Below are 25367 nucleotides of genomic sequence, written 5' to 3'. Positions count from 1 at the left end.
ACGTATATTCAGTAGCGACCGGATTTATCCGCATAAAGATGAGAGCCAGATCCCAATCTGTTATGGGAGTCATTGCCAGTTAACGCCGGAAATGATGATAATCGCGGCGCAACGGTTTGACAGGTTGCGCCCTTTTTTATTGCGGCATGTCACTGGTAAAGCAGGCAAGACCAAAATGAAAATGCACGTCCTCTTTGATGAGGCGCATTTTTATTTTGGTCTTTTTTTTTGGTTTTTTTTGAGGGAATACCGTGGATTACAAACAACTCGGCCATGAGATCCTGGCGCTCACCGACGGTAAAAATAATATCAGCAGGCTGACGCACTGCGCCACACGCCTGCGCCTGGAGTTCAGTGACCCCCGTCTCGTACAGAAGGAGAAGATCGAAAAACTCCCGGGCGTGATCGGTGTGGTGGAGAGTGGCGGTCAGTTCCAGATTGTCGTCGGTAACCAGGTGCAGCAAACCTATCGTACGCTGCTGGATGCCCTCGGCACGGCAGCCCCTGCGGGTAAACCGGCAGCGGCAAAGGGCGGTATTTTTAGCCAGATCATCAGCGTGATATCCACCACCTTCACGCCCGTTATTCCGGCCATCACCGGGGCCGGGATGATTAAGGCGCTGCTGGCTATTCTCAAACTCAGCGGTGCGATCGAAGCCAGCAGCACCACCTATCAGCTGCTGGACACCATTGCCGATGCGGCCTTTTTCTTCCTGCCGGTGCTGCTGGCCTACGGGGCGGCGATCAAGTTCGCCTGTAACCCCATTCTCGCCATGACGATTGCCGGGGCGCTGTTGCATCCCAACCTGGCGCAAATGCTGGCGAAAGGCGGGGAGATCACCTTTATCGGGATCGACGTTCGTCTGGCCGATTATGCCGGTTCCGTGCTGCCAATCATCTTTACCGTGTGGATCATGTCGTGGGTGGAGCGCTTCGCAGAGCGCGTATCCCCCTCGATGATCACCTTCTTTACCAAGCCGATGATTGTGCTGCTGGTCACGGCACCGCTGGCGCTGGTGGCGATCGGGCCTTTCGGTATTCTTCTTAATGATCTCGTCGCCAGCGGCGCAGCGGCGATCAACGTCAAGGCCAGCTGGCTGATCCCCATGCTGATGGGCGGCCTGCAACCCTTCCTGGTGATCACCGGCACGGCCTGGGCGATGACCCCGATTGCCACCATGCAGTTAACCCGTCAGGGATTTGAAACCATTAACGGCCCGGGCATGCTGGCGTCCAATATCGCTCAGGGCGCTGCCACCCTCTGCGTTGCACTGAAAACCAAAAATAAAGATCTGAAGCAGCTGGCCTCGTCCGCCGGTTTTACCGCGCTGCTGGGCATTACTGAGCCCTCCCTGTACGGCGTGACGCTGAAGCTTAAGCGTCCGCTGATTGCCGCGATGATTGGCGGCGGCTGCGCCGGGATCTATGCGGGACTGAGTGGCGTGGTGCGCTATGCCTTTGTCTCGCCGGGACTGGCTGCGCTGCCGGCATTTATTGGCGAAAACCCGATGAATATCGTCCATGCGCTGGTGACCTGCCTGATTGCAATTGTGGTCACCTTTGCCCTGACCTGGGTGCTGGGTTTTGACGATCCGGTTAACCCTGATGAAGCGATACACCCGGATGCGGCAGCAACGCCTGCAGCCCCCGGGGGCGGGGCTCAGGTGAGCGAAACGTTGCTCAGTCCGTTGAGCGGGCCCGTGCTGCCGCTGTCGGCAGTGCCGGATGACGTCTTTTCCAAAGGTCTGCTGGGGCAGGGCATCGCCATCGTTCCGGATCACGGTGAGCTGCGCTCCCCGGTTAACGGCGTGGTGGTCACCTTCCTGCCGTCGAAACATGCCGTCGGGATCCTGTCAGACAGCGGTGCAGAAGTGCTGATCCATATCGGCATCGACACCGTTAACCTCAATGGCACCCATTTCACCTCTTCACTGCAGGTGGGCGATCGGGTACACACCGGTGAGGTACTGGTCACCTTTGACACTGCGGCGCTGATCGCGGCCGGATATGCGCTGATCACTCCGGTGTTGATCGTCAACAGCGATGACTACTCGTCCGTGCAGGTGCTGGCCGGAGAGACGGCAGCGATGGGGACACCTTTATTAGCCCTGACCACAACAAAACAGGGGGATACCTTATGATTTATCAACAGTCAGCGCCTTTCCCGGACGGATTTTTATGGGGGGCATCGACCTCTGCATATCAGGTCGAGGGCGCGTGGAATGAGGACGGTAAAAGCCCGTCGATCATCGATATGTGTCAGCACCCGCAGGAAACGGCCGACTTTACCGTCGCCAGCGATCATTATCATCGCTGCCTGGAAGACGTGCAGCTGTTTGCGGAACTGGGCCTGAAAGCCTACCGTTTCTCTATTGCCTGGACGCGGATCCTCCCCGACGGCGTCGGCGAGGTCAATCCCGCCGGTCTGGCCTTCTACGATCGTCTGATTGATGAGCTGAACCGCCACGGTATTGAGCCGGTAGCAACCCTCTATCACTTTGACCTGCCCTGGTGCCTGGAGCAGCAGGGCGGCTGGGAAGATCGCGCGACCATCGACGCCTTTGTGGCCTATGCGCGCACGCTGTTCACCCACTTTGGAGGTAAGGTCAGACACTGGCTGACCATCAACGAACAGAACACGATGATCCTGCATCCTGGCGCTATCGGTCTGCCGCCGGGGGGCGAGCTGCCCTCAGCGGCCTCGCTGTGGCAGCAGAACCATCATATGATGCTGGCTCAGGCACGGGTGATGGCGCTGTGCCATCAGATGCTGCCCGGCAGCAAAATTGGTCCGGCTATCAATACCACCTCCATGTATCAGGCAACCTGCCGCCCTGAGGATGCGATTGCTGCTCACAACTGGGAAACCCTGCGCTGCTGGAGCTTTCTGGATGTGGCGGCACACGGGCGCTATAACTCGCTGGCCTGGCGTTATCTGCAGGATCGCGGCATCGCGCCACAGATGGCCGCAGGCGATGCCGAGATCCTGCTGGCCGGGAAACCGGATTTTCTGGCGATCAATTACTACTCCACGGCGACCATTGCCGCCAGCCGGGGCGATGCATCGGACGTCAGCGCCCGGGCGGGTGACCAGCAAATCATGCTCGGTGAGCCCGGTGTCTATCGCGCAGCCGATAATCCGTGGGTGGAGAAAACGCCTTATGGCTGGGTTGTTGACCCGGTGGGGCTGCGCCTGACGCTGCGAAAAACCTGGGAGCGCTATCATTTGCCGATTCTGATCACAGAAAACGGCATGGGCGCGCCGGATGTGCTGGAGGAGGGCGATATCATTGCCGATGATTACCGCATTGATTTCCTGCGTCGGCATATTGAGCAGATGCAGCTGGCAATAGACGATGGCGTGTCGCTGATGGGTTACTGCCCGTGGTCTGCCATTGACGTGGTCAGTACCCATCAGGGGTATGGCAAACGTTACGGGTTTATTTATGTCGATCGTGACGAGCAGGATCTGAAAGCATTACGGCGCATCCGCAAGGCCAGTTTCAGCTGGTATCAGCGGGTGATCGCCAGCAATGGTGCGGTCCGTTAAGCACGGGCACACAGCAAGCCGCACAGGGGCCGGGTGGCAGTACGATGAACAAAATGACCGTAGAAAAGGTGCTTAACAACAGCCTGGTGTTATCCCGCAGCGCGCAGCATGGCGAAGTGATTGTCATGGGCAAGGGCATCGGCTTTAACAGCAAGGTGGGGGATACGCTGGACGCAGCGCAGATTGAAAAAATCTTCGTGGTGCAGGGTAGCCAGACCCGCCGCGATTATCTGCGGGTGATAGAAAACGCCCCGGAATCGCTGTTGCCGCTGGTGCAGAACCTGATTGACCGCGCCAGCGTGGCGCTGAACGCCACGCTGAGTGAGCAGCTGTTTTTTACGCTGGTGGATCACATCAGCTTTGCTATCGAACGTTTTGCCAGAGGAATAGCCATCCAGAACCGGCTGCTTTTCGAGGTAAAGCGCTTCTACCCGCGTGAATTCGCGGTGGCGCAGGCGGCGGTGCAGGAGATTAACCGGCAGCTGGAGATCGTGCTGCCGGAAGAAGAAGCCGGTAATATCGCCTTTCACCTGGTTAACGGACAGACCGATGTGCAAAACATGGAAACCACGCTGCAGTCGGTGAAGATGCTGAAGGATATTTTTACCCTGATAAAGTATCACTTTCGTACGGAAATTAATCAGGACTCACTGAATTATCAGCGTTTTGTCACCCACCTGCAGTTTTTTATTCAGCGGTTGATGGAGGGGCGGCAAATGGTCGCCACAGACGACTTTATTTTTACCCAGGTCAAAAGTCAGTACCCCGACCACTTTCGCGCCAGTCAGCTGATTGGTGAGTACGTCCATAACCAGCTGCAGGTGACGCTGACCCATGATGAACTGCTCTATCTGATGATCCATCTGGTGCGGATTGTCGGGCCGGATGACGATGAGTCAGACGCCGGATAAGGCCGGATAGCCTATTTTCTTTTATGGGCGACGGCCATCATGGTGCGGTTGAGCTGTTGCTCGGCGTGGGCGTAGTCGCTCTGGGCGACGACAACGAACAGGGCATCCAGAATGTTAAGCTGCGCCACGCGTGCGGCGGCATTCTCACCGGTGAGGGGCGATCCCTGCGCGGTGGAGCAGAGCACGGTATCGGCCAGATTGGCGAGGGGAGAGCCGGAGTAGTTAGTGATGGCAATCACCGGCACGTGGTTCGCCTGGGCCGCCCTGACCGCCTCAAGGATATCTTTGGTTTGACCCGAGTGCGAGATCGCCAGCACCACATCATTTTTTCCCAGCAGTGAGGCCGACATCAGCATCATATGGGGATCGTCCCAGGCGGTGGCGCGCGCGCCAATGCGCAGAAACTTATGTACCGCATCACGGGCAATCTGCGCTGACCCGCCGAAGCCGTAAAAATCCCGCTGCTGCGCTTTACCCAGCAGCTCTGCGGCGCGTTCAAACGCCTTCATATCGAGGATCGCCAGCGTCTCCTCCAGCGCCTGAGCGGAGGTACGGAAGACTTTGGTGACAATTTCGGCCGCCGTGTCGGTCGGCGACAGTTCCTGATGCATCTCATTGATGGGCAGCCGGTTATATTCCGCCGCTTTGCTGCGCAGCTCGCGAAAGCCGCTAAAGCCCAGCTTTTTCGCCGTCTTGACCACCATCGCTTCCGACATCTCACACCGGGCGGCCACGTCTTTCAGGGCCACGCGTTCGTCGAAGTCGTTCGCCAGTACCGCGTTAACCAGCCGGGTCTCCAGGGGGGTCAGCACCGATACCATCATCCGTAACCGGGGGCCAATCGAACTTGTATCATCGGCAGTATTGACCATGAGATAGCTTATTCCCTGACTAAGTGGTTGTTAATTCATAAAGATATCATGCCATACCGGGAGGGGCTATTGATTTCCCGCACGGTTCCGTGGCGGCCCGTGCGGGAAAAATCAGCGCGTCAGACCGTCCGGGTTCGGGTGGCGGTCTTCGCTTTTGACCGCTCTGACATCCACTCCCTCAGCACCAGTCCGCCCGAGGCCAGCAGCAGGATCGCCCCCCACAGTGCCAGGGTGATAAACTGGCTGAGGTCGAGCAGTATCGAGGCCGTGGACATCAGCTGCAGGATCAGCAGCGACAGGATCACGCCGCTCACCCGGCCAAACCCGCCCAGCGGATCGACCCCGCCGAGCACGGCGGCAAGGATAGCGACCAGCAGATAGCTCTCTCCGTAGGCGGCATTGGCCGAGTCGAAGCGGGCCATCATGATAATCCCTGCTACCCCGGCCAGCAGGGCCGAAATCAGGTAGACCCACACCAGGCTGCGGCGCGTGTTCACGCCGGAGTATTCTGCCGCGCGCTCGTTCGAGCCGATCATGGCGATGGCGCTGCCCAGCGGCGTTTTGTTGACAAAAACGCTCAGGGGGAACACCACCGCCGCAAAGATGATCAGCGCCACCGGGATACCGAGCAGCGTTCCGTTGCCGATAAACACGATGGGTGCCGGGAAACCGGAGATCACGTTACCGTGGCTGAAGCCAATGGCCAGGCCTTTGGCGGCAGTCATGGTGCCGAGCGTCGCCAGCATCGGCGGTACCCGCAGATAAGCCACCAGCACGCCGTTAAGCAGGCCGACCAGCGCGGCCACCAGCAGACCGGCCACCAGCGCACCCACCTGCAACATTCCCCAGCTGACGCCGTGGCTGTCCGGCATCAGCGGCATCAGCGCCGTCAGTGTCCAGGCCACGGTCAGGGCACACAGGTTTGCGGTGGCGATAATTGACAGATCGATGCCGCCGGACAGCATCGGGATCATCATTGCCAGCGCAAGGAAACCCAGTTCAGGCAGCTGAAAACCCATCGACTGCAGTCCGGCAACACCAAACAGTTTGCTGCCTTCCAGCAGACCGAGGCCGGTGATCATCAGCGCCAGCATCACCAGCAGCCGCGCATTGGTGGTACCGACGCGCCGCTGGATACGGTCGGAGAGACTGTTAACGTTATGCTTCATGGCACCACTCCTGCTTCAGCCTGCTTATGACGTTGACGTGTTTCTCTGGCCATCATGATCATGGCGGCAATAATCACCAGCCCGGTGCTGAACAGAGACCAGTACGACGAGACCCCGAGCAGGATCAGCCCGTTCTGTAAGATGGCGATGAGCGCCAGGCCGAGCACGGTGCCGAGCACGGTGCCGGAACCGCCGGTCAGGCTGGCTCCGCCGATCACCACCGCCGCCACCACGTCCAGCTCGCGCCCGACCAGGGCCGTGGGGGAGACCGACTGCACCAGCTGCGCCTGCACCAGCGAAGCAATCCCGGCCAGCGCACCCATGTAGCCGTATACCAGCATATTCAGGCGATAGACGTTGAAACCCACGCGCTGGGCGGCATCGGGGTTGCCACCCATGGCGTAAATCTGGCGGCCGACATTGCTGCGGTTAAGCAGCAGCCAGGTCAGCAGAAACACCAGGAACAGCGCCATAATCTGGAAGTTAATGGTATAGGGGATGCCCCCGGCGTCGGTATAGAAGACAAATTCAAACCCGGCGGTAAACCAGTCCGGCAGGGCGAAGATATCCGCGCCGCCGGTCACCGTGAGCAGAATGCCAAAGAAGACGTTCAGCGTAGCAATGGTGATAATCAGCGCCGAGGTTCTCAGTGAGTTCACCAGCAGGCCGTTAATGAAACCCAGCACCACGCCGAGGCCGACCGCAATAGCAAACACCCCGACCCAGCCGATGCCGAAGTGGTTAGCTACCGTCAGTGCAACAAACTGAGTAATCGAGGCCACGGCGGCAAAGGAGAGATCGATGCCGCCGGTGATGATCACCACCAGCAGACCGGCGGCGAGAATACCGGTAAAGGCCGTGGCACCCAGCACATCCACCAGGTTTTGCAGAGAGGCAAACTCCGGCGTAGAGAAAGCCAGCAACAGTACCATCAGGGTGATGACAATCAGCAGCCGGCACTCATGCGTCGGGATAAAACGCTGGAAAAAATCACGCATTGACCGCCTCCTTCAGCTCGTCTTCAGAGCAGCGCCCTGGTATGTATTCGCCGTTTAAGCGACCGGCACGCATGACCAGCACGCGGTCACTGTGGTAGTAAATTTCCGGAATTTCGTCGGAGATCATGATGATGGCCATACCGCTGGCGGCCAGGCTCCTGATGATGGCGTAAATGCCGTCTTTGGCATGAATGTCGACCCCCACGGTCGGACTGTCGAGGATCAGCAGGCAGGGATTGGTGGCCAGCCATTTGGCCAGCACCACGCGCTGCTGGTTTCCCCCGGACAGCGTTTTCACCTTATTGTCGGGGTTACCGGCCTTAATGGTCAGCGACTCGATGCCGTGACGCACGGTGCTCTCATACCAGTCATCGCGGATCAGGCCGCCTTTACCGACCAGTTGCTCCATCACGGACAGGGTGATATTGGCGCTGATCGACTGTTCCAGCACCAGACCCAGCGCCAGGCGGTCTTCGGATAAATAGGCCACCCCGCGCCGGATGGCATCGCGGTTTGACCGCAGTCGGGTGACCTCGCCGTTCAGCACAATCTCGCCCTGTTCAGGGCGGGTGAGGCCAAACAGCGACAGCGCCAGCTCCGTGCGTCCTGACCCGAGCAGCCCGGTCAGGCCTAAGATCTCCCCACGCCGCACATCGAAGTGAATGTCCTGATATTCGCCAGAGCGCGACAGCCCGCGCACCTCCAGCACCGTTGCCGTTTCAGGGCGCTCTTTGGCCGCGCACTGATAGCTGAACTCTTTGCCGGTCATCAGGGTCGCCAGCTTGCGGTCCGACATGTCGCGGGCGTCGTAGGTGCCTAGCATCTTTCCGTCACGCATTACGGTGACCCGGTCAGCAATTTCCAGCACCTCATCCAGACGATGGCTGACAAAAACAATGGTGATCCCGCTGGCCTTCAGCTGCAGGGTCAGTTTCAGCAGCGCGTCCACCTCATAGCGGGTCAGGGAGGAGGTCGGTTCATCCATGATCACCAGGCGCGCGTCGGCGGCCATGGCACGGCAGATCGCGACCAGCTGACGCTGGGCGATCGAGATATCCGCCACCTTATCGTTCAGCGGCAGCGATACGCCGATGCGCTGCATGGCATCGCTGGCCAGCTGATGTACTTTTTTCCAGTTCACCTGGCGCAGCCCGCCCACGTGCAGGCCGATGGCAATATTTTCCGCCACGGTCAGATTGGGAAACAGCGACAGATCCTGATAAATCACCTGCACGCCGAGGCGGGTGCTTTCGACCGGCGTCAGATGGGCGATCGGCTCCCCGGCGATAGTAATTTTGCCACCAGGTTCAGGCTGGTGAACGCCGGACATGATTTTGATCAGCGTGGATTTACCGCAGCCGTTCTGGCCGCACAGGCAGTGAACCTCGCCGGTTCTGAGCTGGAGCTCCACGTCAGACAGCGCATGGACGCCACCAAATATTTTCGAAATTCCATTTAGCTGTAAGAAAACGGACATCACGCGGCCCCTTGCAATAAGTGAGGGTACAGGGAGGCCGTCCCGGCGGGTCGCCGGGACGGTATCAGGCAAATGGAGTGGTTCAGAGGCCCAGTTTGATGAGCCCGGCGATGTTAGATTTGTTGATGGTCAGGATACGATCGACCATGACCACGTTATTCTCGCTGTCCACGGTCGCTTTCCCCAGGCCTGGGATGGTCATACCGTTTTCAAATTTGGCGTTATCCAGTGCCAGACGGGCAACGGAGGTCATGGCCAGACCGGCTTCTTTCGGGTTCCACAGGAAGCCTTCACGGATCACGCCAGACATAATGTAAGCCCGGGCCTGTGAGGGGATGGTGGTGCCGACCAGCGCAATCTTTTTCTCCAGATGGCGTTTTTTCAGCACGTTACCCGCGCCGATAGGCCCGTTAGATCCCATCGACATGATGCCGGTCACTTTCGGATAGGCTTTCAGGATATCCTGGGTGACGCGCTCGGATTCATCAATAAAGTCCGCACCGGGGAAGCGGTCGGCCGCCAGTCGCATGTCAGGGTAGTGTGCTTTCTGATAGGCAATCGCCGCATCCGCCCACTGATTGTGTCCGGTGGTGGTCAGCGTGCCGACCAGTATCACGTAGTCACCCTTTTCACCCATCTCACGGGCCAGCGCCTTCATCTGCGCTTCACCGTAGGCCTGCGCGCTCATCAGCTCGACGTCCCAGGTTTTGCCCGGTTGATTGGGACCTTCCTGGGTGATCACCATAATCCCGGCGTCACGCGCACGTTTCACCACCTGCGCCGTAACTTTGGTGTCCAGCGGCACCAGGCCAATTACGTCCACTTTCTTGGCAATCAAATCTTCAATCAGCTTAACCTGCTGCGCGGGGTCGGCGCGGGTTGGCCCGACCATAGAGGTTTTCAGGTTAAACTGTTTACCGCCTTCCTCCAGCCCCTGATTGAGGATGTTAAACCACGGCACGCCGACGGCTTTCACCACGGTGACCATGGTTTTGGTTTCCGCGGCAGCGGCGATAGTTGACCAGCCGAGACCGGCGCTCATCGAGATAAGCACGGATAAACTCATTGCTTTAACAAAAATGCGGCGATTCATGGTGATACCTCTTCATTATCATAGTTATCTTCGCGCATCGTTCTCTGGCAATACGCCGCAGAGGAGCAGGGTGACAGGCTGGCCTGTCGCCCCGGGTTGCGTCGGGACAGTGAACGTGGCTAAACGGTAAAAAAGGGAGAAGGTAAGAAGAGGAAGTCCCGTCTTCAGCACCCCTGGAAAACTGTCTCGTCTTCTCTCAGTGCCTGGAACAAACCGCATTAAATGTCCCGCTGGCAAAATTGACTTTACTAAAAAAACTTTCAAAGTAAATTTTATTGCGTAACCAAAGTGTCCTTATTTGATTCAGCTCACAACTCGGATTTCCCTGAGTGATAAAAGCGCGCTAACGCGACGCCTGCACCATTGCTGCTTCCTGCACGGCCTCCTGCGCGTTGAGATAGCCGAGGGTCAGGGTGAAGCTGGCCGACTCTCCGCCCCTGAGCGTGCGGACGTTGCCGCGCTGTTTTTCAGCCTGGTAGCCTTCCACTCCACAGGTGGCGGGCATGGCAAAAGCGCACACTTTCTGCCGGTTGTTGGCGAGGATCCAGCGCACCAGATGGGAAAATTCCTCCGGGTGGTAACACATTGAAAAGGCGTCACCTTCTGGCCGGCGCAGCATCACATGCACCCGGCCGTCCGGCGCGGTCTTCAGGTTTTTCAGATAGAAAACCAGCTCGGGATCCACGCCGAGGCGGGCGCTGATGGTGCGGGTGACAGAGGGATCTTCCTGCAGCGTTTGCAGGTGGGCCAGGTAGCTGTCGCTGGCCCTGACGAGGGCGGGAACCGAAGTGCGGACCACCATATCGGCGCTGCTGAAGCCGGTGGGCTGCAGGATTTCCCCCCCTTCAACAAACGCAAAGTTCGCGTGGCACATGTACATCAGGTCCATGTCATCCGCCGAGAGGTTTTCCACCGCCATGCGCAGCTCAAAGGTGGCCGCCGCCGGGCGCAGCACTACGCGCGGGCGGGCCATGTAGTGATCGCCAAAGCCCATCAGGTATTCCCGTTCACCGGCCAGCGCCATCCACGGCCCGTGCTCATCCTCTCCGGTTTCAATGCTGGCGCTATCCATGGCCGCCAGCGGCATCTCACCGTGCAGCGCGTGGCTATCCTGCGGGCCGGGATTGCCGTTGCGCAGCAGGCCGGAGTGGTACATAAAGCAGCCGTAGGTGCCGACAATGTCCGCTGCGGGCCGTGGCTCTTTGAAGGCGCTCTGCATGGTCAGGTCAACGCCATCAAACGTCGCCTGCCAGATCATCTGACCGTACCAGGGCAGGATCACCAGGTGCCCGCGGCGGTTACTCAGACGGACGGCCTCAATGCCGGACGTCGTGCGGTAGATTTCAGCGCGGCAGTCGCCTGACCGCACAATCTCACGCGGTGTGCTGCTGAAAAATGACTTTTTAAGGGTGATTATGGTCTGTGACATCGCTTTCCCCGCGCGGTTTGAATACGTTAAAATTTACTGCTCAGAATGAAACAGTAAATCTTTCCTCCCGGGCGCACAACGGGCAACGCTCCGCTCACGCCTTCCCCGATGTTCAAAATGCGACCTGCAACACAGTTACGCAGATTTTTGCCGTGGCCGGATTTCTGCCGCGCAGATTTCGTGAGGCAGCGCCCAAATTGCTGATGAAAACAGCGGCCGTGGTTGCGGGGAATTTTTGTTGGTGATAGTAATGCACTTGTTCACAAATAAATGTAAAGTTGTAAAGTAATTCACAACTCAACAACCAGGGACACCGATATGTCAGAACTGAAATTTGCTACCCGCCTCAACTCCTTTGCGTCCGGCGCGTGGCGCTACTGGCCAGAGCTGAAATGCAAGCCTTCCGTGTTGCAGATGATTGAGCGTGCCGCTACGGCCAAAGGCCTGACCCATCTGGATCTGAACTATCCGCAGCACATCACCGACGATGTCAAAACCATGCGTCAGAAAATTGAAGACGTGGGTCTGGCGGTGAACGGCATGCAGATGCGCTGGGATGCACCGGAATTTAAAATCGGCGCGTATACCAACCCGGATGCCAAAATTCGTCGTCAGGCGATCGAACTGACTAAGCGCGGTATTGATGCCGGACGCGAATTTGGTGCCAGCATCATGACGCTGTGGATGGGGCAGGACGGTTTTGATTACTGCTTCCAGGTCGACTACAAAAAAGTCTGGGAAGATGCGGTCAGCGCGGTGCGCGAAGTGGCGGAATATGCCGGGGATATGGACGTCAGTATTGAGTACAAACCCAACGAACCGCGGGCTTTCGCCATCTTCCCTAACGTCACCACCTGCCTGCTGGCGGTGGAAGAAGCTGGCTGTCCGAATCTGGGGATTACCCTCGACTTCGCACATGTGCTCTACGCCAATGAAATCCCGGCTTACGCTGCCGCGATGGTTGCCCGCCGTTCACGCCTGCTCGGCCTCGATCTGAACGACGGCTGGGGCAAACGCGATGATGGTCTGATGGCCGCTTCCGTTAACCCGCGCGCCACGCTGGAGTTCCTCTGGCAGATGAAGCGCGACGGTTATAAGGGCGCTTACTATTTTGACACTTTCCCGGATGCCAGCGGTCTTGACCCGGTGCGTGAAGCGGAAACCAACATTGCCACCGTTACCCGTTTACTGCGGCTCTGCGACAAGCTGGATAACAACCCGGCCCTGCTGGACGCCATCAGCCGCCAGGATGCCGTCACCTCTCAGCAGATTGTTAACGACATTATGCTGGCACCGTAACACGTCTCTCCCACGGGTTATAAACCCTATAAAAATAACAGGATAGATTATGAAAAAGCACTTACTCTCTGTACTGACCGCGACACTGTTCTGCTCGACCGTTTATGCAGCGGATCTGCCGCCGCTGCAGTCCGATACCGAAGCTGACCGCACCGACTGGACGCAGCTCACTGAAAAATACGGGCCGCTGCCGGCACCGGACAAAAAACTGAAAATCGGTGGCGTATCAAAAACGCTGACCAACGAATACTGGCGCTCGCTGGGTGAAGGATACAAAGCCGCGGGCGCAAAATACGGCATCACCGTCGAATATCAGGCGGCCGCTAACGAAGACGATCAGCTGGGCCAGCTGTCGATCGCCGAAACTCTGATCTCACAGGGCTTTAACGGCCTGCTGGTCTCCCCGCAGACCGATGCCAACCTGCAACCTGCCTATGAAGAAGCGAAAAGCAAAAACATCCCGGTGGTCAACGTTAACGATGCGGTGATGCCGAATGCGGCCCACTACGTCGGCAACGTGCAGAAAGACAACGGCGTACGGGTGGCCAACTGGTTTATCCAGCACTATCCGAAAGGCGGCAAGGTCGCCGTCATTGAAGGACAGCCGGGCGTTTACGCCGCCGCACAGCGGACGAAAGGCTTCCGTGAAACCATCACTAAAAACGGTAAGTTCACGCTGGTGGCCAGCGTACCGGCCAACTGGAGCCGCGAAAATGCCTACAACGCCGCCTCGACTATTCTGCAGCAGCACCCGGATCTGATTGGCTTCTATGCCAACAATGACGGCATGGCGCTGGGCGTGGTAGAAGCCGTGCGCTCACAAGGTAAATCGGCGCAGACCGCCGTCTTCGGCACGGACGGTATTTCCGATGCCTATGCTTCGATCAAACGCGGTGAGTTGACCGGTACCGTTGACAGCTTCCCGGTGCTGACGGGCGAAGTGGCGATGGACGTGATGCTGCGCCTGGTCGCTGGCCAGAAACTGTCGCGCGTCGTCTCCACGCCGCAGGCGTTGATCACCAAAGACAATGCCGATGCCTTCTCGACCAAAGACAATAACAAGCTGCGTCAGCTTTTAGCACAGCAGTAATCACGGCGGAGGGTGTATGGAACAGTTTTGTCTGACGATGCGTGGCATCAGTAAATCCTACGGCAGTGCGGCAGCGTTACAGACGGTGGATTTCTCCGTCAGACCGGGTGAGGTTCATGCCTTAATCGGTGAGAATGGCGCTGGCAAGTCCACGCTGCTGAATATTCTCTCCGGCGTACGCCCCGCCGATGCCGGTGAGATCGCCGTCAACGGCGTGGTGGTGCAGATGAAAAATCCCCTGTCTGCGCGCCATGCCGGGATTGCGATGATCCATCAGGAGTTGCAGCACGTTCCTGAGCTCTCCGTGGCTCAAAATATGTTTCTTGGCCGGCCACTGACGCGCTTTAAAGGCTGCTTTGTTGACCGTAAGGCACAGCGTAAGCGGGCAATTGCCATCCTGCGGCGTCTTGATCCGAGCATTGACCCGGACGAGCCGATTAAGAATCTGAAGGTGTCGCAGCAGCAGATAGTGGAAATCGCGCGTGCGCTGCTGGATGAGGCCAAAATCATTGCGATGGATGAGCCGACCTCCAGCCTGACGCCGCGCGAGTTCGACCGGCTGGCTGAGCTGATCTCCGATCTGAAGTCGATGAACGTGGCGCTGATCTACGTCTCGCACAAGATGAACGAGATCTTCAAGGTCTGCGACCGCGCCACTATTCTGCGCGATGGCCGACAGGTCGGGGTTGTGAACATCGGCGATGAAACCGAAGAAACCATCGTCACCAAAATGGTCGGACGCAAAATTGAAAAGGTGCAGCATCAGTCTTACATCACCGGGAAAGAGGTGTTGCGGGTTGACGGACTGGGGCGCGATAAAGCGGTACAGTCCGCCAGCTTCAGCGTTAATGCGGGTGAAGTGCTGGGCATTGCCGGGCTGGTTGGGGCAGGGCGTACGGAACTGCTGAAGCTGATTGCCGGTATTGATCCCTGCACCAGCGGCAGCGTGCGGGTGGACGGCGTGTTGGTGAAAACGCTTAACGTCAGCACCGCCATCAAAGCCGGCATTGGCCTGGTGCCGGAGGACCGCAAAAAAGAGGGCATCATCAAACAGCGTGCGGTGAAAATGAATATGGCGCTGCCGTCGATGATGAAATTTACCCGAGCCGGCCTGTTACGCCAGCGTCAGCTCGATAAAGTGGCGCTGGAAGTGATGAGCGATCTGAATCTGCGTCCGTTAAATATTGAAAAGCCGATTGGCACATTAAGCGGCGGTAATCAGCAGAAAGTGATTATCGGCCGCTGGGTGGCAGCGGATAATAAAGTGTTTCTTTTTGATGAGCCAACCCGGGGAATTGATATTGGTGCCAAATCAGAAATTTATAATCTGATAGAGAAATTAGCCCGTCAGGGCAAAGCGATTGTGGTGGTGTCTTCTGAAATGCCGGAAATTATGCGTATTTCAGATCGGGTGCTGGTCATGCGTGAAGGGAAGATCACCAAAGAACTGAGCGGTGAGGCTATCACCGAAGAAAACATCGCCCGTTACGCGATTAACGATCTGGCTTAAGACCGAATAAAGGTAATGATCATGATGACCCAAGAGAAAACTCAGCCAAAAGTGCCGGCCCCGGCACTGTTTAAATTTAATTTGCGCGATGCAGGAACGCTGATTGGTTTATTAATTATTGTGGTGACATTTTCATTTTTGTCACCGGTATTCTGGACCCTGCCAAACCTGCTGAATATTCTGCAGCAGTCATCCATTAATGCCATTATCGCGCTGGGCATGACGCTGGTGATTATTTCCGGCGGTATTGACCTCTCTGTCGGGCCAACGGCGGCATTATCAGCCGTACTGGGTGCCACGCTGATGGTGGCTGGCGTGCCGGTGCCGCTGGCGGTGATGGCGACGCTGGGCGTTGGTGCACTTTGCGGCGTGTTCAGCGGTACGCTGGTGGCCTATGCCGGACTGCAACCCTTTATCGTCACCCTGGGCGGGCTGTCGCTGTTCCGTGCGCTGGCCCTGATTTTTACCAACGGTAACCCTGTTTTCGGCATTCCGATGGCGTTCCGTAACCTGATCAACAGCACGGTGTTTGGCATACCGACGCCGATTATCGTGGTGGTGGTGATTGCCCTGTTCTTGTGGGTGGTGATGAACAAAACTCCGCTGGGCGAATACATTCTCGCCGTCGGGGGCAATGAAGAAGCTGCGCGCGTGGCAGGTGTCCCGGTTAAGCGCACCAAAGTGACGGTGTTTGTCATTTCCGGCGTACTTGCCTCGCTGGCGGCACTGATTCTGATTGCCCGCCTGGGGGCGGCAGAACCCACCATCGGTAACCTCTGGGAGCTGGATGCGATTGCCGCGGCAGCCATCGGCGGTGCCTCGCTGATGGGCGGTAAAGGCAGTATTGTCGGCACGCTGATCGGCGCGGTTATTCTCGGCGCGTTACGTAACGGTCTGACACTTCTGAATATTCAGGCGTTTTATCAATTGCTTGCTACTGGCCTTATAATTATCATAGCGATGTTGATTGACAGAGCGACACGAGGCAAGTAATGAAGCAGGACCCGCGAGCCATAGGCGCTCAAATACGTATGCGATTACCCAGCCTGACCCCTCTGGAAAGAAAGGTGGTTGACTCCGTTACGTCGAAAACGGATTTGTCTGAGCAGACGTCAATTAAAGAAATTGCCCAGATGAATAATGTTTCTGAAGCCATGGTAGTCAAAATTGCCAAGAAGTTAAATTTTTCAGGGTTCAGGGATTTCAGAAGTAGTCTGATTTATTATAACTATTCTGAAGTGGCCGGGATGCATGCGGAAATTGAAGCGGATGACTCGTCGGAGCAATTACTGGCAAAAGTCTTCAGGACGTCACTCCAGGCAATAGAAGAAACACTGACTATTCTTGATGTCTCTGAATTTAACCGGGCAGCGGATATTCTGTTTAAAGCGCGTCACATTGATTTATATGCCGTCGGTGGTTCCGCGACGGTCGCGCGGGATTTATCCCATAAGATGTTAAAGATTGGGATTAAAACCACGGTGTACGATGATGCGCATATTATGCTGATGTCTGCGGCAGTGTTATCGGATGACGATGCAGTGATCGCCATCAGTCATTCCGGCGCGACGCGCGCGGTAAATGACCCGATAAAGCTGGCGGCGCGTAACGGGGCCAAAGTTATTGCAATTACGAACTATGCCGAGTCGCCCATTGCGCGCAGCGCGCATGTGGTGCTCAATTCAACCTCTCAGGGCTCGCATTTGTTGGGGGAAAACGCCGCGTCACGCATTGCCCAGTTGAACATACTGGATGCACTGTTTGTGGCGATTGCGCAGAAGGATCTGAAGACGGCGGAGAAGAACCTGAAGAAAACCCAACAGGCAGTCCAGGATCTCAGAGAATACTAGTATGAGCCACATCTTAGTCATCGGCAGTCTTCATTACGATATTCTGCTGCAGGCCGACCATCGCCCGGAAAAAGGGGAAACGGTGATTGGCAGCGGCTGTGCCTATAAGTTTGGCGGCAAGGGCGGTAATCAGGCCGTGTCGGCGGCGCTGGCCGGTGCCCGGGTGCGCTTTGCCGGTGCCGTAGGCGACGATGTGCAGGGGGCGTTTTTACTCGACGTGCTGCAACAACACGGCGTGGATACCACGCATGTCGCGATCGGCGCGGGTCTCCCCTCCGGGATGAGCGTCGCCATTCAGGATGCGGAAGGCGATTATGGCGCGGTGGTGGTGTCGAATGCCAACAATCACATAACCCTGACGTCCCTCAGCGATGATGCTCTCTGGCAGCAGGTGAGTATGCTGCTGCTGCAGAATGAGGTGCCGGAGGCGGTAAACCATCAGGCCGCCGCCGAAGCGAAAAAGCGCGGCATCCGCGTGTGTCTGAATGCTGCCCCGGCGCGCCCGCTGACCCCGGAAATGCTGGCCGGTGTGGATCTGCTGGTGGTCAATGCGGTGGAGGCCCGCGATCTCAGCCAGATTACCGTGGCCGATTTAAGCGCCGCCTGCCTGGCCGCAGAGAGCCTGGGGCGTGATTTCCCGGCGGTGGTGGTGACGGCGGGGGAACACGGTGTGGCGTTCTGCGAGCAGGGTGCGGACAGCCAGTCGCTGCCTGCCCGCAAAGTGCAGCTGGTCAGCACCCACGGGGCAGGCGACTGCTTTATGGGCATGCTCTGCACCACGTTGCTGAACGGTGAGCCGCTGGCGGTGGCGGTGGATAAAGCCAACCAGGCGGCTGCCGAACACGTATCGCGCCCGTTGCTGTAAACGGGCTGACCGAAACAGAAAGTCAGCCCCTGGGGGGATATCTCTGGCTGTATGAGGGATAATGTCCACCTGCAGGGGGCGACCTTTTTTCCGGTCAACCCGTCTATCCGTCCCGGCGTATTAAAAATCCCGCAACCGATCGAACAGATCCATCATGGCGTGTCTGTCGAACCGTTCAGACGCGTCTTGCCCCAGCTGCTGCTCCATCTGGCACAGCAGCCCGTAAATCACTTCGGCAATCTCTTCCCGCTCAATGGTTTCAATACTGCTGCTGCGTCGATCCATCGCGTTGAAGGCCTCTGCCCAGCTGCGTACTAAGGTCTCCGCCGTGGCGTTAACGCTCGCGGCATCGCTGGAACCGTTGATCTCACGCAGGGAGATGCACGCCTGCTTATACAGCGCGGCGGCCTTTTTCGCGTGGGCCGGGCTGATATTTTCGCGGCCGTCCCAGTCGCGAAAGGGATTGGTCAGATTTTCTGCCAGCCACTCTGGCTTGCGTGGTTTAGTGATGGACAGATCGACGCCATCCACCTTTTTCCAGCGCTTCTTCACCGACGTCGCCACATCGGCGGGCAGGCTGGTCATCCACAGCATCGCCATGTGGGGCAACGCCTCCGGTGACGGGACATCCTCAGGAGCGAAGCCGAACAGATCGACCGTGGTGAACATCTGCAGCGCAGACAGGCGCGCCAGGCTGTCCATATGGGTCAGAACACCCGGTTTACCCCACAGCCTTAATTGCGCCAGCGCCGGGAAGCGGTCAGCAATGGCGGCGATATCGGCCTGAGCCACCTGGGTAAGATGCAGTCCACGCAGCGCGTCCAGGCCCTGCAATGAGGGCAGCGTCTGGCCGTGCATCAGCGTCAGATCCCGACCCTGATGGCGGCTGTGGATCGTCAGATCGGGGGCCGGTGTAGCGCTCAGCGAGAGCAGGTTAAGCCCGTCGTTTACCCTGAGCGAGGTCAGCCCCGTCGGGTCAATAATCAGCCGCTTCAGCGGGCTGCCGCTCAGATCCAGCGCGGTCATACCGGCTGAAGAAGCCCAGTGCAGCTCCATGATAAACGGGTGCTGACGAAGATACGCGGCCAGCCCCTCGCTGCCCTGTGCTGTTTCAACCGTCGTCAGGCAGGGCAGCTGGTCCAGCAGCGCGTAATCCGTCAGGCCCGCCAGATGGGTATCGGTGATCTTTGTCGTATTCTCGGGCAGTACGCCAGCGGGCAGCGTCACCTGCCGGTCGCGCGAGGCGGCTTTAAACCGGGCGCGCTTATCCGCATCAATGGCGTTCCAGTGCCGCTGATTATACAGACTGTTGCCGACGTTCCAGCCGCCTGCATAGCTGTTAACTTCTTCATGGACCAGCGGCGGGACATTCCCGACCAGGGTGTAATGGGGCGGTATGCTGGCCGGCAGGAACGAATGATCGAAGCGACCGCGCCAGAAATAGTAATCGCAGACCAGGGGCCGCATGGCCGCCAGCGCTGCCGCATCCGGCAGGGACGCGCCGCACCAGTCGAGATCGAGCACGGCGACCATATTCTTGTCCTTCAGCGCTGTGATCTGACAGGCGACATACTGTTGAAGGAGGGGATGATAAACACAATAAATATCGCCTGGGGTGGGTTTCATACCGGCTCTGAGTAGTTGTTTAAGTTGTGGAACTATAGCCAAAAACACCCTTTGCCGATAGCGAAAATCCTGGCTGGCGGAGCCCGATCGTTTACCGATAATCAGATAAAACCTCTCTTATTGTAGGGGGACACTTTACTCCAGGCGAAAACGCCGTCATTGTCGTTATTCGCAGGGTGATGGCAAAAAACTCACATTCAGAGCTATCGAATACATAGGGTAATACTGGTGTGACCTGGTGAGCTCTGCGTATAAAGTAGCCATGACAATAAATAAGGGAGTGTGAGCATGAGCCATTCATTTGATGAAAAACCCGAAGAAGAAGCGAAGCCGATCGTTGAGGCTGACCGCGAAGCCCCGGCCGGGAAATGCCCTTTCCATGAAGGAAAGAGTAATAAAGCCTCCGGCGGCGGTACAACCAGCCGTGACTGGTGGCCTAATCAGCTTCGGGTCGACCTGCTAAATCAGCATTCCAGCCGCTCTAACCCGCTCGATGAAGGGTTTGACTACCGTAAAGAATTCGCCAAATTAGATTACTCTGCGCTTAAAGCCGATATTAAAGCGCTGCTCACTGACTCACAGTCCTGGTGGCCTGCCGACTGGGGCAGCTACATCGGTCTGTTCATCCGCATGGCCTGGCACAGCGCCGGCACCTACCGCTCGGTTGACGGGCGTGGCGGTTCCGGGCGTGGCCAGCAGCGTTTCTCCCCGCTGAATGCCTGGCCAGATAACGTCAGCCTGGATAAGGCACGCCGCCTGCTGTGGCCGGTGAAGCAAAAATACGGTCAGAAAATTTCCTGGGCCGATCTCTATATTCTGGCGGGTAACGTCGCGCTGGAAAACTCCGGTTTCCGCACCTTTGGCTTCGGTGCCGGGCGTGAAGACGTCTGGGAACCGGATCAGGACGTGAACTGGGGGGATGAAACCACCTGGCTTGAACACCGTCACCCGGAATCCCTGGCGGCTTCCCCGCTCGGTGCTACCGAAATGGGGCTGATTTACGTCAACCCTGAAGGGCCTGAGCACAGCGGCGACCCGGCGTCGGCCGCCCCGGCGATCCGCGCCACCTTCGGTAACATGGGGATGAACGATGAAGAGATCGTCGCCCTGATTGCCGGGGGGCATACGCTGGGTAAAACGCACGGTGCCGGCGATGCCAAACACGTCGGTGACGACCCGGAAGCTGCGCCAATTGAAGCGCAGGGCCTGGGCTGGGCCAGCACCCACGGCAGCGGTGTCGGAGCCGATGCCATCACCTCCGGTCTGGAAGTGATCTGGTCGCAGACGCCAACGCAGTGGAGCAACTACTTCTTTGAGAACCTGTTCAAGTATGACTGGGTGCAGACGCGCAGCCCGGCGGGTGCCATTCAGTTTGAAGCCGCTAATGCAGCGGATATTATTCCTGATGCGTTCGACAGTGGCAAAAAACACAAACCCACCATGCTGGTGACCGATCTGACGCTGCGTTTCGACCCGGAGTTTGAGAAAATTTCCCGTCGTTTCCACGGCGATCCGCAGGCGTTTAACGAAGCCTTTGCCCGCGCATGGTATAAGCTGACCCACCGCGATATGGGACCAAAAGCCCGCTATATCGGCCCTGAAGTGCCGAAAGAGGATCTGATCTGGCAGGATCCGCTGCCGGTACCGGTGTATCACCCGACGGTGGCGGATATTGCGCTGCTGAAAGAGAACATTGCTGCTTCCGGTCTGACCGTCAGTGAACTGGTCTCGGTTGCCTGGGCGTCGGCCTCAACCTTCCGTGGCGGTGACAAGCGCGGCGGGGCCAACGGTGCCCGTCTGGCCCTGCTGCCGCAAAGGGAGTGGGAGGTCAACGCCACGGCGGCCCGCGTCCTGCCGGTACTGGAGGCGATCCAGCAGTCAACGCAGAAAGCCTCGCTGGCCGACATTATCGTGCTGGCGGGTGTGGTCGGTGTGGAACAGGCGGCGAAAGCCGTTGGCGTGACGATTGAAGTACCGTTCACCCCGGGCCGCGTGGATGCGCGTCAGGAACAGACAGACATTGAGTCGTTTGAACTGCTGAAGCCGAAAGCCGACGGCTTCCGCAACTATCGCGGCGTTCACGGCCGCACGTCGACGGAAAATCTGCTGATCGACAAAGCACAGCAGCTGACGCTGACCGTACCGGAGTTAACGGTGCTGATCGGCGGCATGCGTGCGCTGGGTGCCAACGCAGACGGCAGTCAGCACGGTATTTTCACCCAACGTGTCGGTGAGCTGACTACTGACTTCTTCGTCAATCTGCTGGATATGCGTACCGAATGGAAGGCGGCCGACGGCAGTGGAGAGCGCTTTGAAGGGCGTGACCGGCTGAACGGCGAGGTGAAGTTCACCGCGACCCGCGCCGATCTGGTGTTTGGCTCCAATGCGGTACTGCGTGCCTCTGCTGAGGTTTACGCCAGCAGCGACGCAAAAGAGAAGTTTGTAAAAGACTTCGTGGCTGCCTGGACGAAGGTCATGAATCTGGACCGTTTCGATATCTGAGCACGCTAACCCTGAAGGCCCGCTGGAGGAAACTCGGGCGGGCTTTTTTTTGCGTTAGGCTTTTTGTCTGGCGTGGTGTAAAGCGTTATCTCAGAGAGCGCAGTCGCTGAGGGGATAACCTGTCAACGATAAGAATCAGCGCTCACTTCCGCTTTTTGCTCTGCGTTTCACCAGATCCCACTTCTCTGTCAGATTTTTTCCTTACTTAACTGCCCGTGTTGCTCAAGCTCATAGTCGATAAACGCGCCGATCATGGTTCGGTAGACTTTTTCGATAATGACGACGGGAAGGCCTTCCTCAACGGCTGTCTTACACACCTTATCAATAACCTGCTGGACGCGGTCCGGAGCGCGAACAGCCGAGGGGTCTTTTTTAAAAGACGCTGCCGCTTTCACACATTCGGCGCGTTGAGCGATGATGTGAACCAGTTCGCTATCAATCTGGTCAATACGATGTCTGACCTCTTCAATGGTGGTAAAATTCACTGTTGATCTCCATAGCTAGTACATAAGTACATAAGCATACACCAAACCCTGATTTGTTCTATGACTTTATCGCCGTGATGTTCAGACCCCCTTAATCTGCCGATGCCTGTAGAATACCGCCATACTCTCCTGTCTTTTTAACAAGGAACGCCTGTATGAATGCCCGGAATATTTTCGATGCGATAAAGAGGGGGGATGCCGGAGAGGTCAGCGTGTGCATTGCTGCAGGTGCCAATCTTGCGGCAGTGAACGATTGGGGCTTCACCGCGCTTCAGGCGGCGGCGATGGGCACTCACAACCTGACGGCGACTCAGCACACCGCGATGCTGGACATCCTGCGTATGCTTATTGATGCCGGCAGCCCGCTGGAGGCCAGGGGCCCCTCCGGAGGCACGGCGCTTTACTATGCAGCCGAATTCGCCAGTGACGTTGCACATGTCCAAATACTCCTCGACGCGGGGGCTGAGGCGGATATCTGCGATGTGTGTGGTAATCACATCATGACGAACGCTTTCTCTGATGAGGTCATCGCGCTGCTTGCTCATGTTACAGGCAGGTCCGTCCCCGTTAAACAGCCAGAGCCTGACCCTGTCAGGATGACCGCCGGGCAGTGGCGAGCCGCTAAAACGCGCCTTGATACCCTCTTTGCCACCCTTGAGCAGGAAGGGCTTATCGCGCTGCAGGATGCGGGTGATACCCAGAGTGACGCCTTTGCGTCCTGTACTGAGCGGTTCCACCAGCATAAGGGTGAAAAAACCGGCATACAGGGGTTCTGTTTCTACACCCGGCAAGATCAAAACCGTGCTAAACGCACCAGCTATCTTTCGCTGGGGTTTTGGGGCGCGCCAGAAGGCGCCGAGGTGGATTTACTGCGCGTTGGCACACTTATCACCGACTGCTGCAACAAGTGCGGCTTTGAGGTGCGCTGGAACGGATCGGCCTCCACGCGACCGGAAGTCAGTCTGTTATGACGGCGTGACGGGCTTTTCAGGCAGTCCTGAGTGCGAGGAGGGCCGTCGGGAGATGTGCCCCTCAAAACTCAGTCCCCTTCACCTGGCACAGCCCCGGCAATTACAGGTATAATCCCGGCAAATTTACAGCGGATTCAGAAATCACCATGACAAAACTGACCTTACAAGAACAGATGCTGAAAGCAGGCCTCGTCAGCAGCAAAAAGATGGCCAAAGTGCAGAGAACGGTCAAAAAATCCAAAGCGCAGGCCCGTGAGGCCAGAGAAGCGGTGGAAGAGAATAAAAAAGCCCAGATCGAGCGTGATAAGCAGCTGAGCGAACAGCAGAAACAGGCTGCGTTATCCAAAGAGTACAAAGCACAGGTGAAGCAGCTGATCGAAATGAACAGGGTGGATATCTCAATAGGGGATATCGGCTTTAACTTTACCGATGGCAACCTGATCAAAAAAATATCCGTTGATAAGCTCACCCAGTCCCAGCTGATCAGCGGCCGACTGGCCATTGCGCGTCTGGTGGCCGATAACAGCGGCGAGAGCCAGTACGCCATTATCCCGGCCAGCGTTGCCGACAAAATTGCCCAGCGGGATGCCAGCAGCATTGTCCTGAACAGCGCACTGAGTCAGGAAGAGCAGGACGAAGAAGATCCGTACGCTGACTTTAAGGTGCCGGACGACCTGATGTGGTAAACGGCGCTGGCGGCTGATACGACATTCGCGCCGTATCAGCCCGTCACCGTCCTGTTATCGCCCGCTTGCGCCGGATGCTGCAGCTGTTTACTCAGCATCAGGCAGAAAGCCTCACTGGCCGGATTATGGCGGTGTTCATTGACCCGCAGCAGGGCGTCTACCGCCGGCAGCGGCATCCTCTGCTCCAGTTCTGCAACCGGCTGGACGCCGCGATCCGCGCTGGCTTCATTCAGGATGCCGACGCCCAGACCGGCATGGATCGCCGCCAGCATCCCGGCGATGGAAGGGCACGCCAGCATCACTCTGTAAGGGATATCAGCCTGGTGTAGCTGTTCCTCCGCCAGGCGGCGGTAAAAACAGTCCGGCCCCCAGCTGATAAGCGGCAGGGGCCGTGTGGGCGTGTAGCGCCAGGTCGCAGGCGCGCACCAGTACAGCTTCTCACTCCACAGCACGCGGTCTTCCGCTGAACGAACGCCGGTGAAATCCTGATGCAGTATCAGGTCCCGCTCTCCCGCATCATAACGCTGCCGCAGCACATGGCTTTGTTCCACCTCCAGCTGAATCTCTACCTCCGGATGATGGTGGGTGAAACGCGCAATCGTCGCACACACCGTGGGCAGCGAGATCTGCTCCGTCACCCCAACGTGCAGCCTGCCCCGCAGCGCCGACGGGGAAAAAAAGGCCACGGCGTTGTCGTGTTCATGGAGTATTTTCTCCGCATGCTGCAACAGTACGCTGCCTTTTTCCGTCGGCGCGGCTTTGCCGGCGACCCGCGTCAGCAGCGGGCAGTGCAGCTGATCCTCAAGCCGCCGCAGCTTCCAGCTCACCGCCGACTGGCTCAGGTTGAGGAGCGAGGCGGCTTTGGTCATGCTGCCGGTTTGCACCACGGTTCTGAATACCCTGAGTGCATCCACTGAAAGACGTTTATTCATTTAAGTATGACAAAAGTGAGTTTTCATCGGTAAACAATGTCACTGGTGTCAT

21 protein-coding genes are annotated in these 25367 nt (G+C 57.6%); 12 read left to right on the top strand and 9 right to left on the bottom strand.

The genetic code is table 11. The annotated features are described in order from the left end of the window. Window positions 1-251 precede the first annotated feature (251 nt). Genes IFU29_RS04560 through licT form a run of 3 tightly spaced genes read left to right on the top strand, consistent with a single transcriptional unit; the run spans window position 252 to window position 4461 of the window. Window positions 252-2141 carry a beta-glucoside-specific PTS transporter subunit IIABC gene (locus tag IFU29_RS04560; RefSeq protein ID WP_191932843.1) on the top strand — a complete coding sequence of 630 codons (1890 nt, stop codon included), beginning with the start codon at window positions 252-254 and terminating at the stop codon, window positions 2139-2141. Continuing rightward, window positions 2138-3550, top strand: coding sequence for a glycoside hydrolase family 1 protein (locus IFU29_RS04555; RefSeq protein ID WP_191932842.1), 1413 nt, complete (start codon window positions 2138-2140; stop codon window positions 3548-3550). Before IFU29_RS04560 ends, IFU29_RS04555 begins: the two co-directional genes overlap by 4 nt. 53 nt (window positions 3551-3603) lie before the next feature. Continuing rightward, window positions 3604-4461: a BglG family transcription antiterminator LicT gene (licT, locus tag IFU29_RS04550; RefSeq protein WP_191933126.1), complete on the top strand. Its 858-nt coding sequence runs from the start codon at window positions 3604-3606 to the stop codon at window positions 4459-4461. Between the two features lie 11 nt (window positions 4462-4472). Here the strand turns inward: licT and IFU29_RS04545 are convergent, their stop codons facing one another. The 6 genes from IFU29_RS04545 to IFU29_RS04520 form a co-directional block, all read right to left on the bottom strand. After that, a complete protein-coding gene (locus IFU29_RS04545; protein WP_191932841.1) occupies window positions 4473-5333 on the bottom strand; it encodes a MurR/RpiR family transcriptional regulator in 861 nt (286 codons plus the stop codon). A gap of 119 nt (window positions 5334-5452) precedes the next feature. Next, window positions 5453-6502 carry an ABC transporter permease gene (locus tag IFU29_RS04540; RefSeq protein WP_191932840.1) on the bottom strand — a complete coding sequence of 350 codons (1050 nt, stop codon included), beginning with the start codon at window positions 6500-6502 and terminating at the stop codon, window positions 5453-5455. Beyond that, on the bottom strand, window positions 6499-7500 hold the full coding sequence (locus tag IFU29_RS04535) for an ABC transporter permease (protein ID WP_191932839.1): 1002 nt from the start codon (window positions 7498-7500) through the stop codon (window positions 6499-6501). The genes IFU29_RS04540 and IFU29_RS04535 overlap by 4 nt, the downstream gene beginning before the upstream one ends. Further along, entirely contained in the window at window positions 7493-8977 is a 1485-nt protein-coding gene (locus tag IFU29_RS04530) for a sugar ABC transporter ATP-binding protein (protein ID WP_191932838.1), read from the bottom strand. Before IFU29_RS04530 ends, IFU29_RS04535 begins: the two co-directional genes overlap by 8 nt. A gap of 82 nt (window positions 8978-9059) precedes the next feature. After that, the gene (locus IFU29_RS04525) at window positions 9060-10070 is read right to left on the bottom strand and encodes a substrate-binding domain-containing protein (protein ID WP_062742771.1); all 1011 of its coding nucleotides are present in this window, start codon (window positions 10068-10070) and stop codon (window positions 9060-9062) included. A 343-nt stretch (window positions 10071-10413) separates the two neighbouring features. Then, entirely contained in the window at window positions 10414-11499 is a 1086-nt protein-coding gene (locus IFU29_RS04520; RefSeq protein ID WP_191932837.1) for an aldose 1-epimerase family protein, read from the bottom strand. 318 nt (window positions 11500-11817) lie between these two features. Here IFU29_RS04520 and IFU29_RS04515 point away from each other — a divergent pair, with 318 nt between their 5' ends. Genes IFU29_RS04515 through IFU29_RS04490 form a run of 6 tightly spaced genes read left to right on the top strand, consistent with a single transcriptional unit; the run spans window position 11818 to window position 18113 of the window. Continuing rightward, complete coding sequence (locus IFU29_RS04515; protein WP_191932836.1) at window positions 11818-12798, top strand: sugar phosphate isomerase/epimerase family protein; 981 nt, start codon at window positions 11818-11820, stop codon at window positions 12796-12798. Window positions 12799-12847: 49 nt separating this feature from the next. Beyond that, window positions 12848-13888, top strand: coding sequence for a sugar ABC transporter substrate-binding protein (locus IFU29_RS04510; protein ID WP_062742768.1), 1041 nt, complete (start codon window positions 12848-12850; stop codon window positions 13886-13888). 16 nt (window positions 13889-13904) lie between these two features. Further along, window positions 13905-15398 (top strand): sugar ABC transporter ATP-binding protein, encoded by a 1494-nt coding sequence (locus IFU29_RS04505; protein WP_191932835.1) that lies wholly within the window; start codon window positions 13905-13907, stop codon window positions 15396-15398. A gap of 21 nt (window positions 15399-15419) precedes the next feature. After that, complete coding sequence (locus IFU29_RS04500) at window positions 15420-16391, top strand: ABC transporter permease (protein ID WP_062742766.1); 972 nt, start codon at window positions 15420-15422, stop codon at window positions 16389-16391. Continuing rightward, entirely contained in the window at window positions 16391-17248 is an 858-nt protein-coding gene (locus IFU29_RS04495; RefSeq protein WP_191932834.1) for a MurR/RpiR family transcriptional regulator, read from the top strand. Before IFU29_RS04500 ends, IFU29_RS04495 begins: the two co-directional genes overlap by 1 nt. A 1-nt stretch (window position 17249) precedes the next feature. After that, window positions 17250-18113: a ribokinase gene (locus IFU29_RS04490; RefSeq protein WP_191932833.1), complete on the top strand. Its 864-nt coding sequence runs from the start codon at window positions 17250-17252 to the stop codon at window positions 18111-18113. A gap of 120 nt (window positions 18114-18233) precedes the next feature. Here IFU29_RS04490 and IFU29_RS04485 read toward each other — a convergent pair whose 3' ends face one another. Continuing rightward, on the bottom strand, window positions 18234-19739 hold the full coding sequence (locus IFU29_RS04485; RefSeq protein ID WP_191932832.1) for a hypothetical protein: 1506 nt from the start codon (window positions 19737-19739) through the stop codon (window positions 18234-18236). Between the two features lie 288 nt (window positions 19740-20027). On the opposite strand from IFU29_RS04485, the gene katG reads away from it, so the two are divergent. Next, on the top strand, window positions 20028-22241 hold the full coding sequence (katG, locus tag IFU29_RS04480; protein WP_191932831.1) for a catalase/peroxidase HPI: 2214 nt from the start codon (window positions 20028-20030) through the stop codon (window positions 22239-22241). A gap of 188 nt (window positions 22242-22429) precedes the next feature. On the opposite strand, the gene IFU29_RS04475 is transcribed toward katG, so the two are convergent. After that, complete coding sequence (locus IFU29_RS04475) at window positions 22430-22726, bottom strand: chorismate mutase (RefSeq protein ID WP_191932830.1); 297 nt, start codon at window positions 22724-22726, stop codon at window positions 22430-22432. A gap of 155 nt (window positions 22727-22881) precedes the next feature. On the opposite strand from IFU29_RS04475, the gene IFU29_RS04470 reads away from it, so the two are divergent. Both IFU29_RS04470 and IFU29_RS04465 read left to right on the top strand, forming a co-directional pair. After that, window positions 22882-23697, top strand: coding sequence for an ankyrin repeat domain-containing protein (locus IFU29_RS04470; protein ID WP_191932829.1), 816 nt, complete (start codon window positions 22882-22884; stop codon window positions 23695-23697). 146 nt (window positions 23698-23843) lie between these two features. After that, window positions 23844-24383 (top strand): DUF2058 domain-containing protein, encoded by a 540-nt coding sequence (locus IFU29_RS04465; RefSeq protein WP_191932828.1) that lies wholly within the window; start codon window positions 23844-23846, stop codon window positions 24381-24383. Between the two features lie 35 nt (window positions 24384-24418). Here the strand turns inward: IFU29_RS04465 and IFU29_RS04460 are convergent, their stop codons facing one another. Beyond that, window positions 24419-25315, bottom strand: coding sequence for a LysR family transcriptional regulator (locus tag IFU29_RS04460; protein ID WP_191932827.1), 897 nt, complete (start codon window positions 25313-25315; stop codon window positions 24419-24421). Window positions 25316-25367: the final 52 nt, after the last annotated feature.

The sequence above is a fragment of the Erwinia persicina genome (assembly GCF_014838825.1).
Lineage (GTDB): Bacteria > Pseudomonadota > Gammaproteobacteria > Enterobacterales > Enterobacteriaceae > Erwinia > Erwinia persicina_A.
This window is presented reverse-complemented; position numbering and strand designations above follow the sequence as displayed.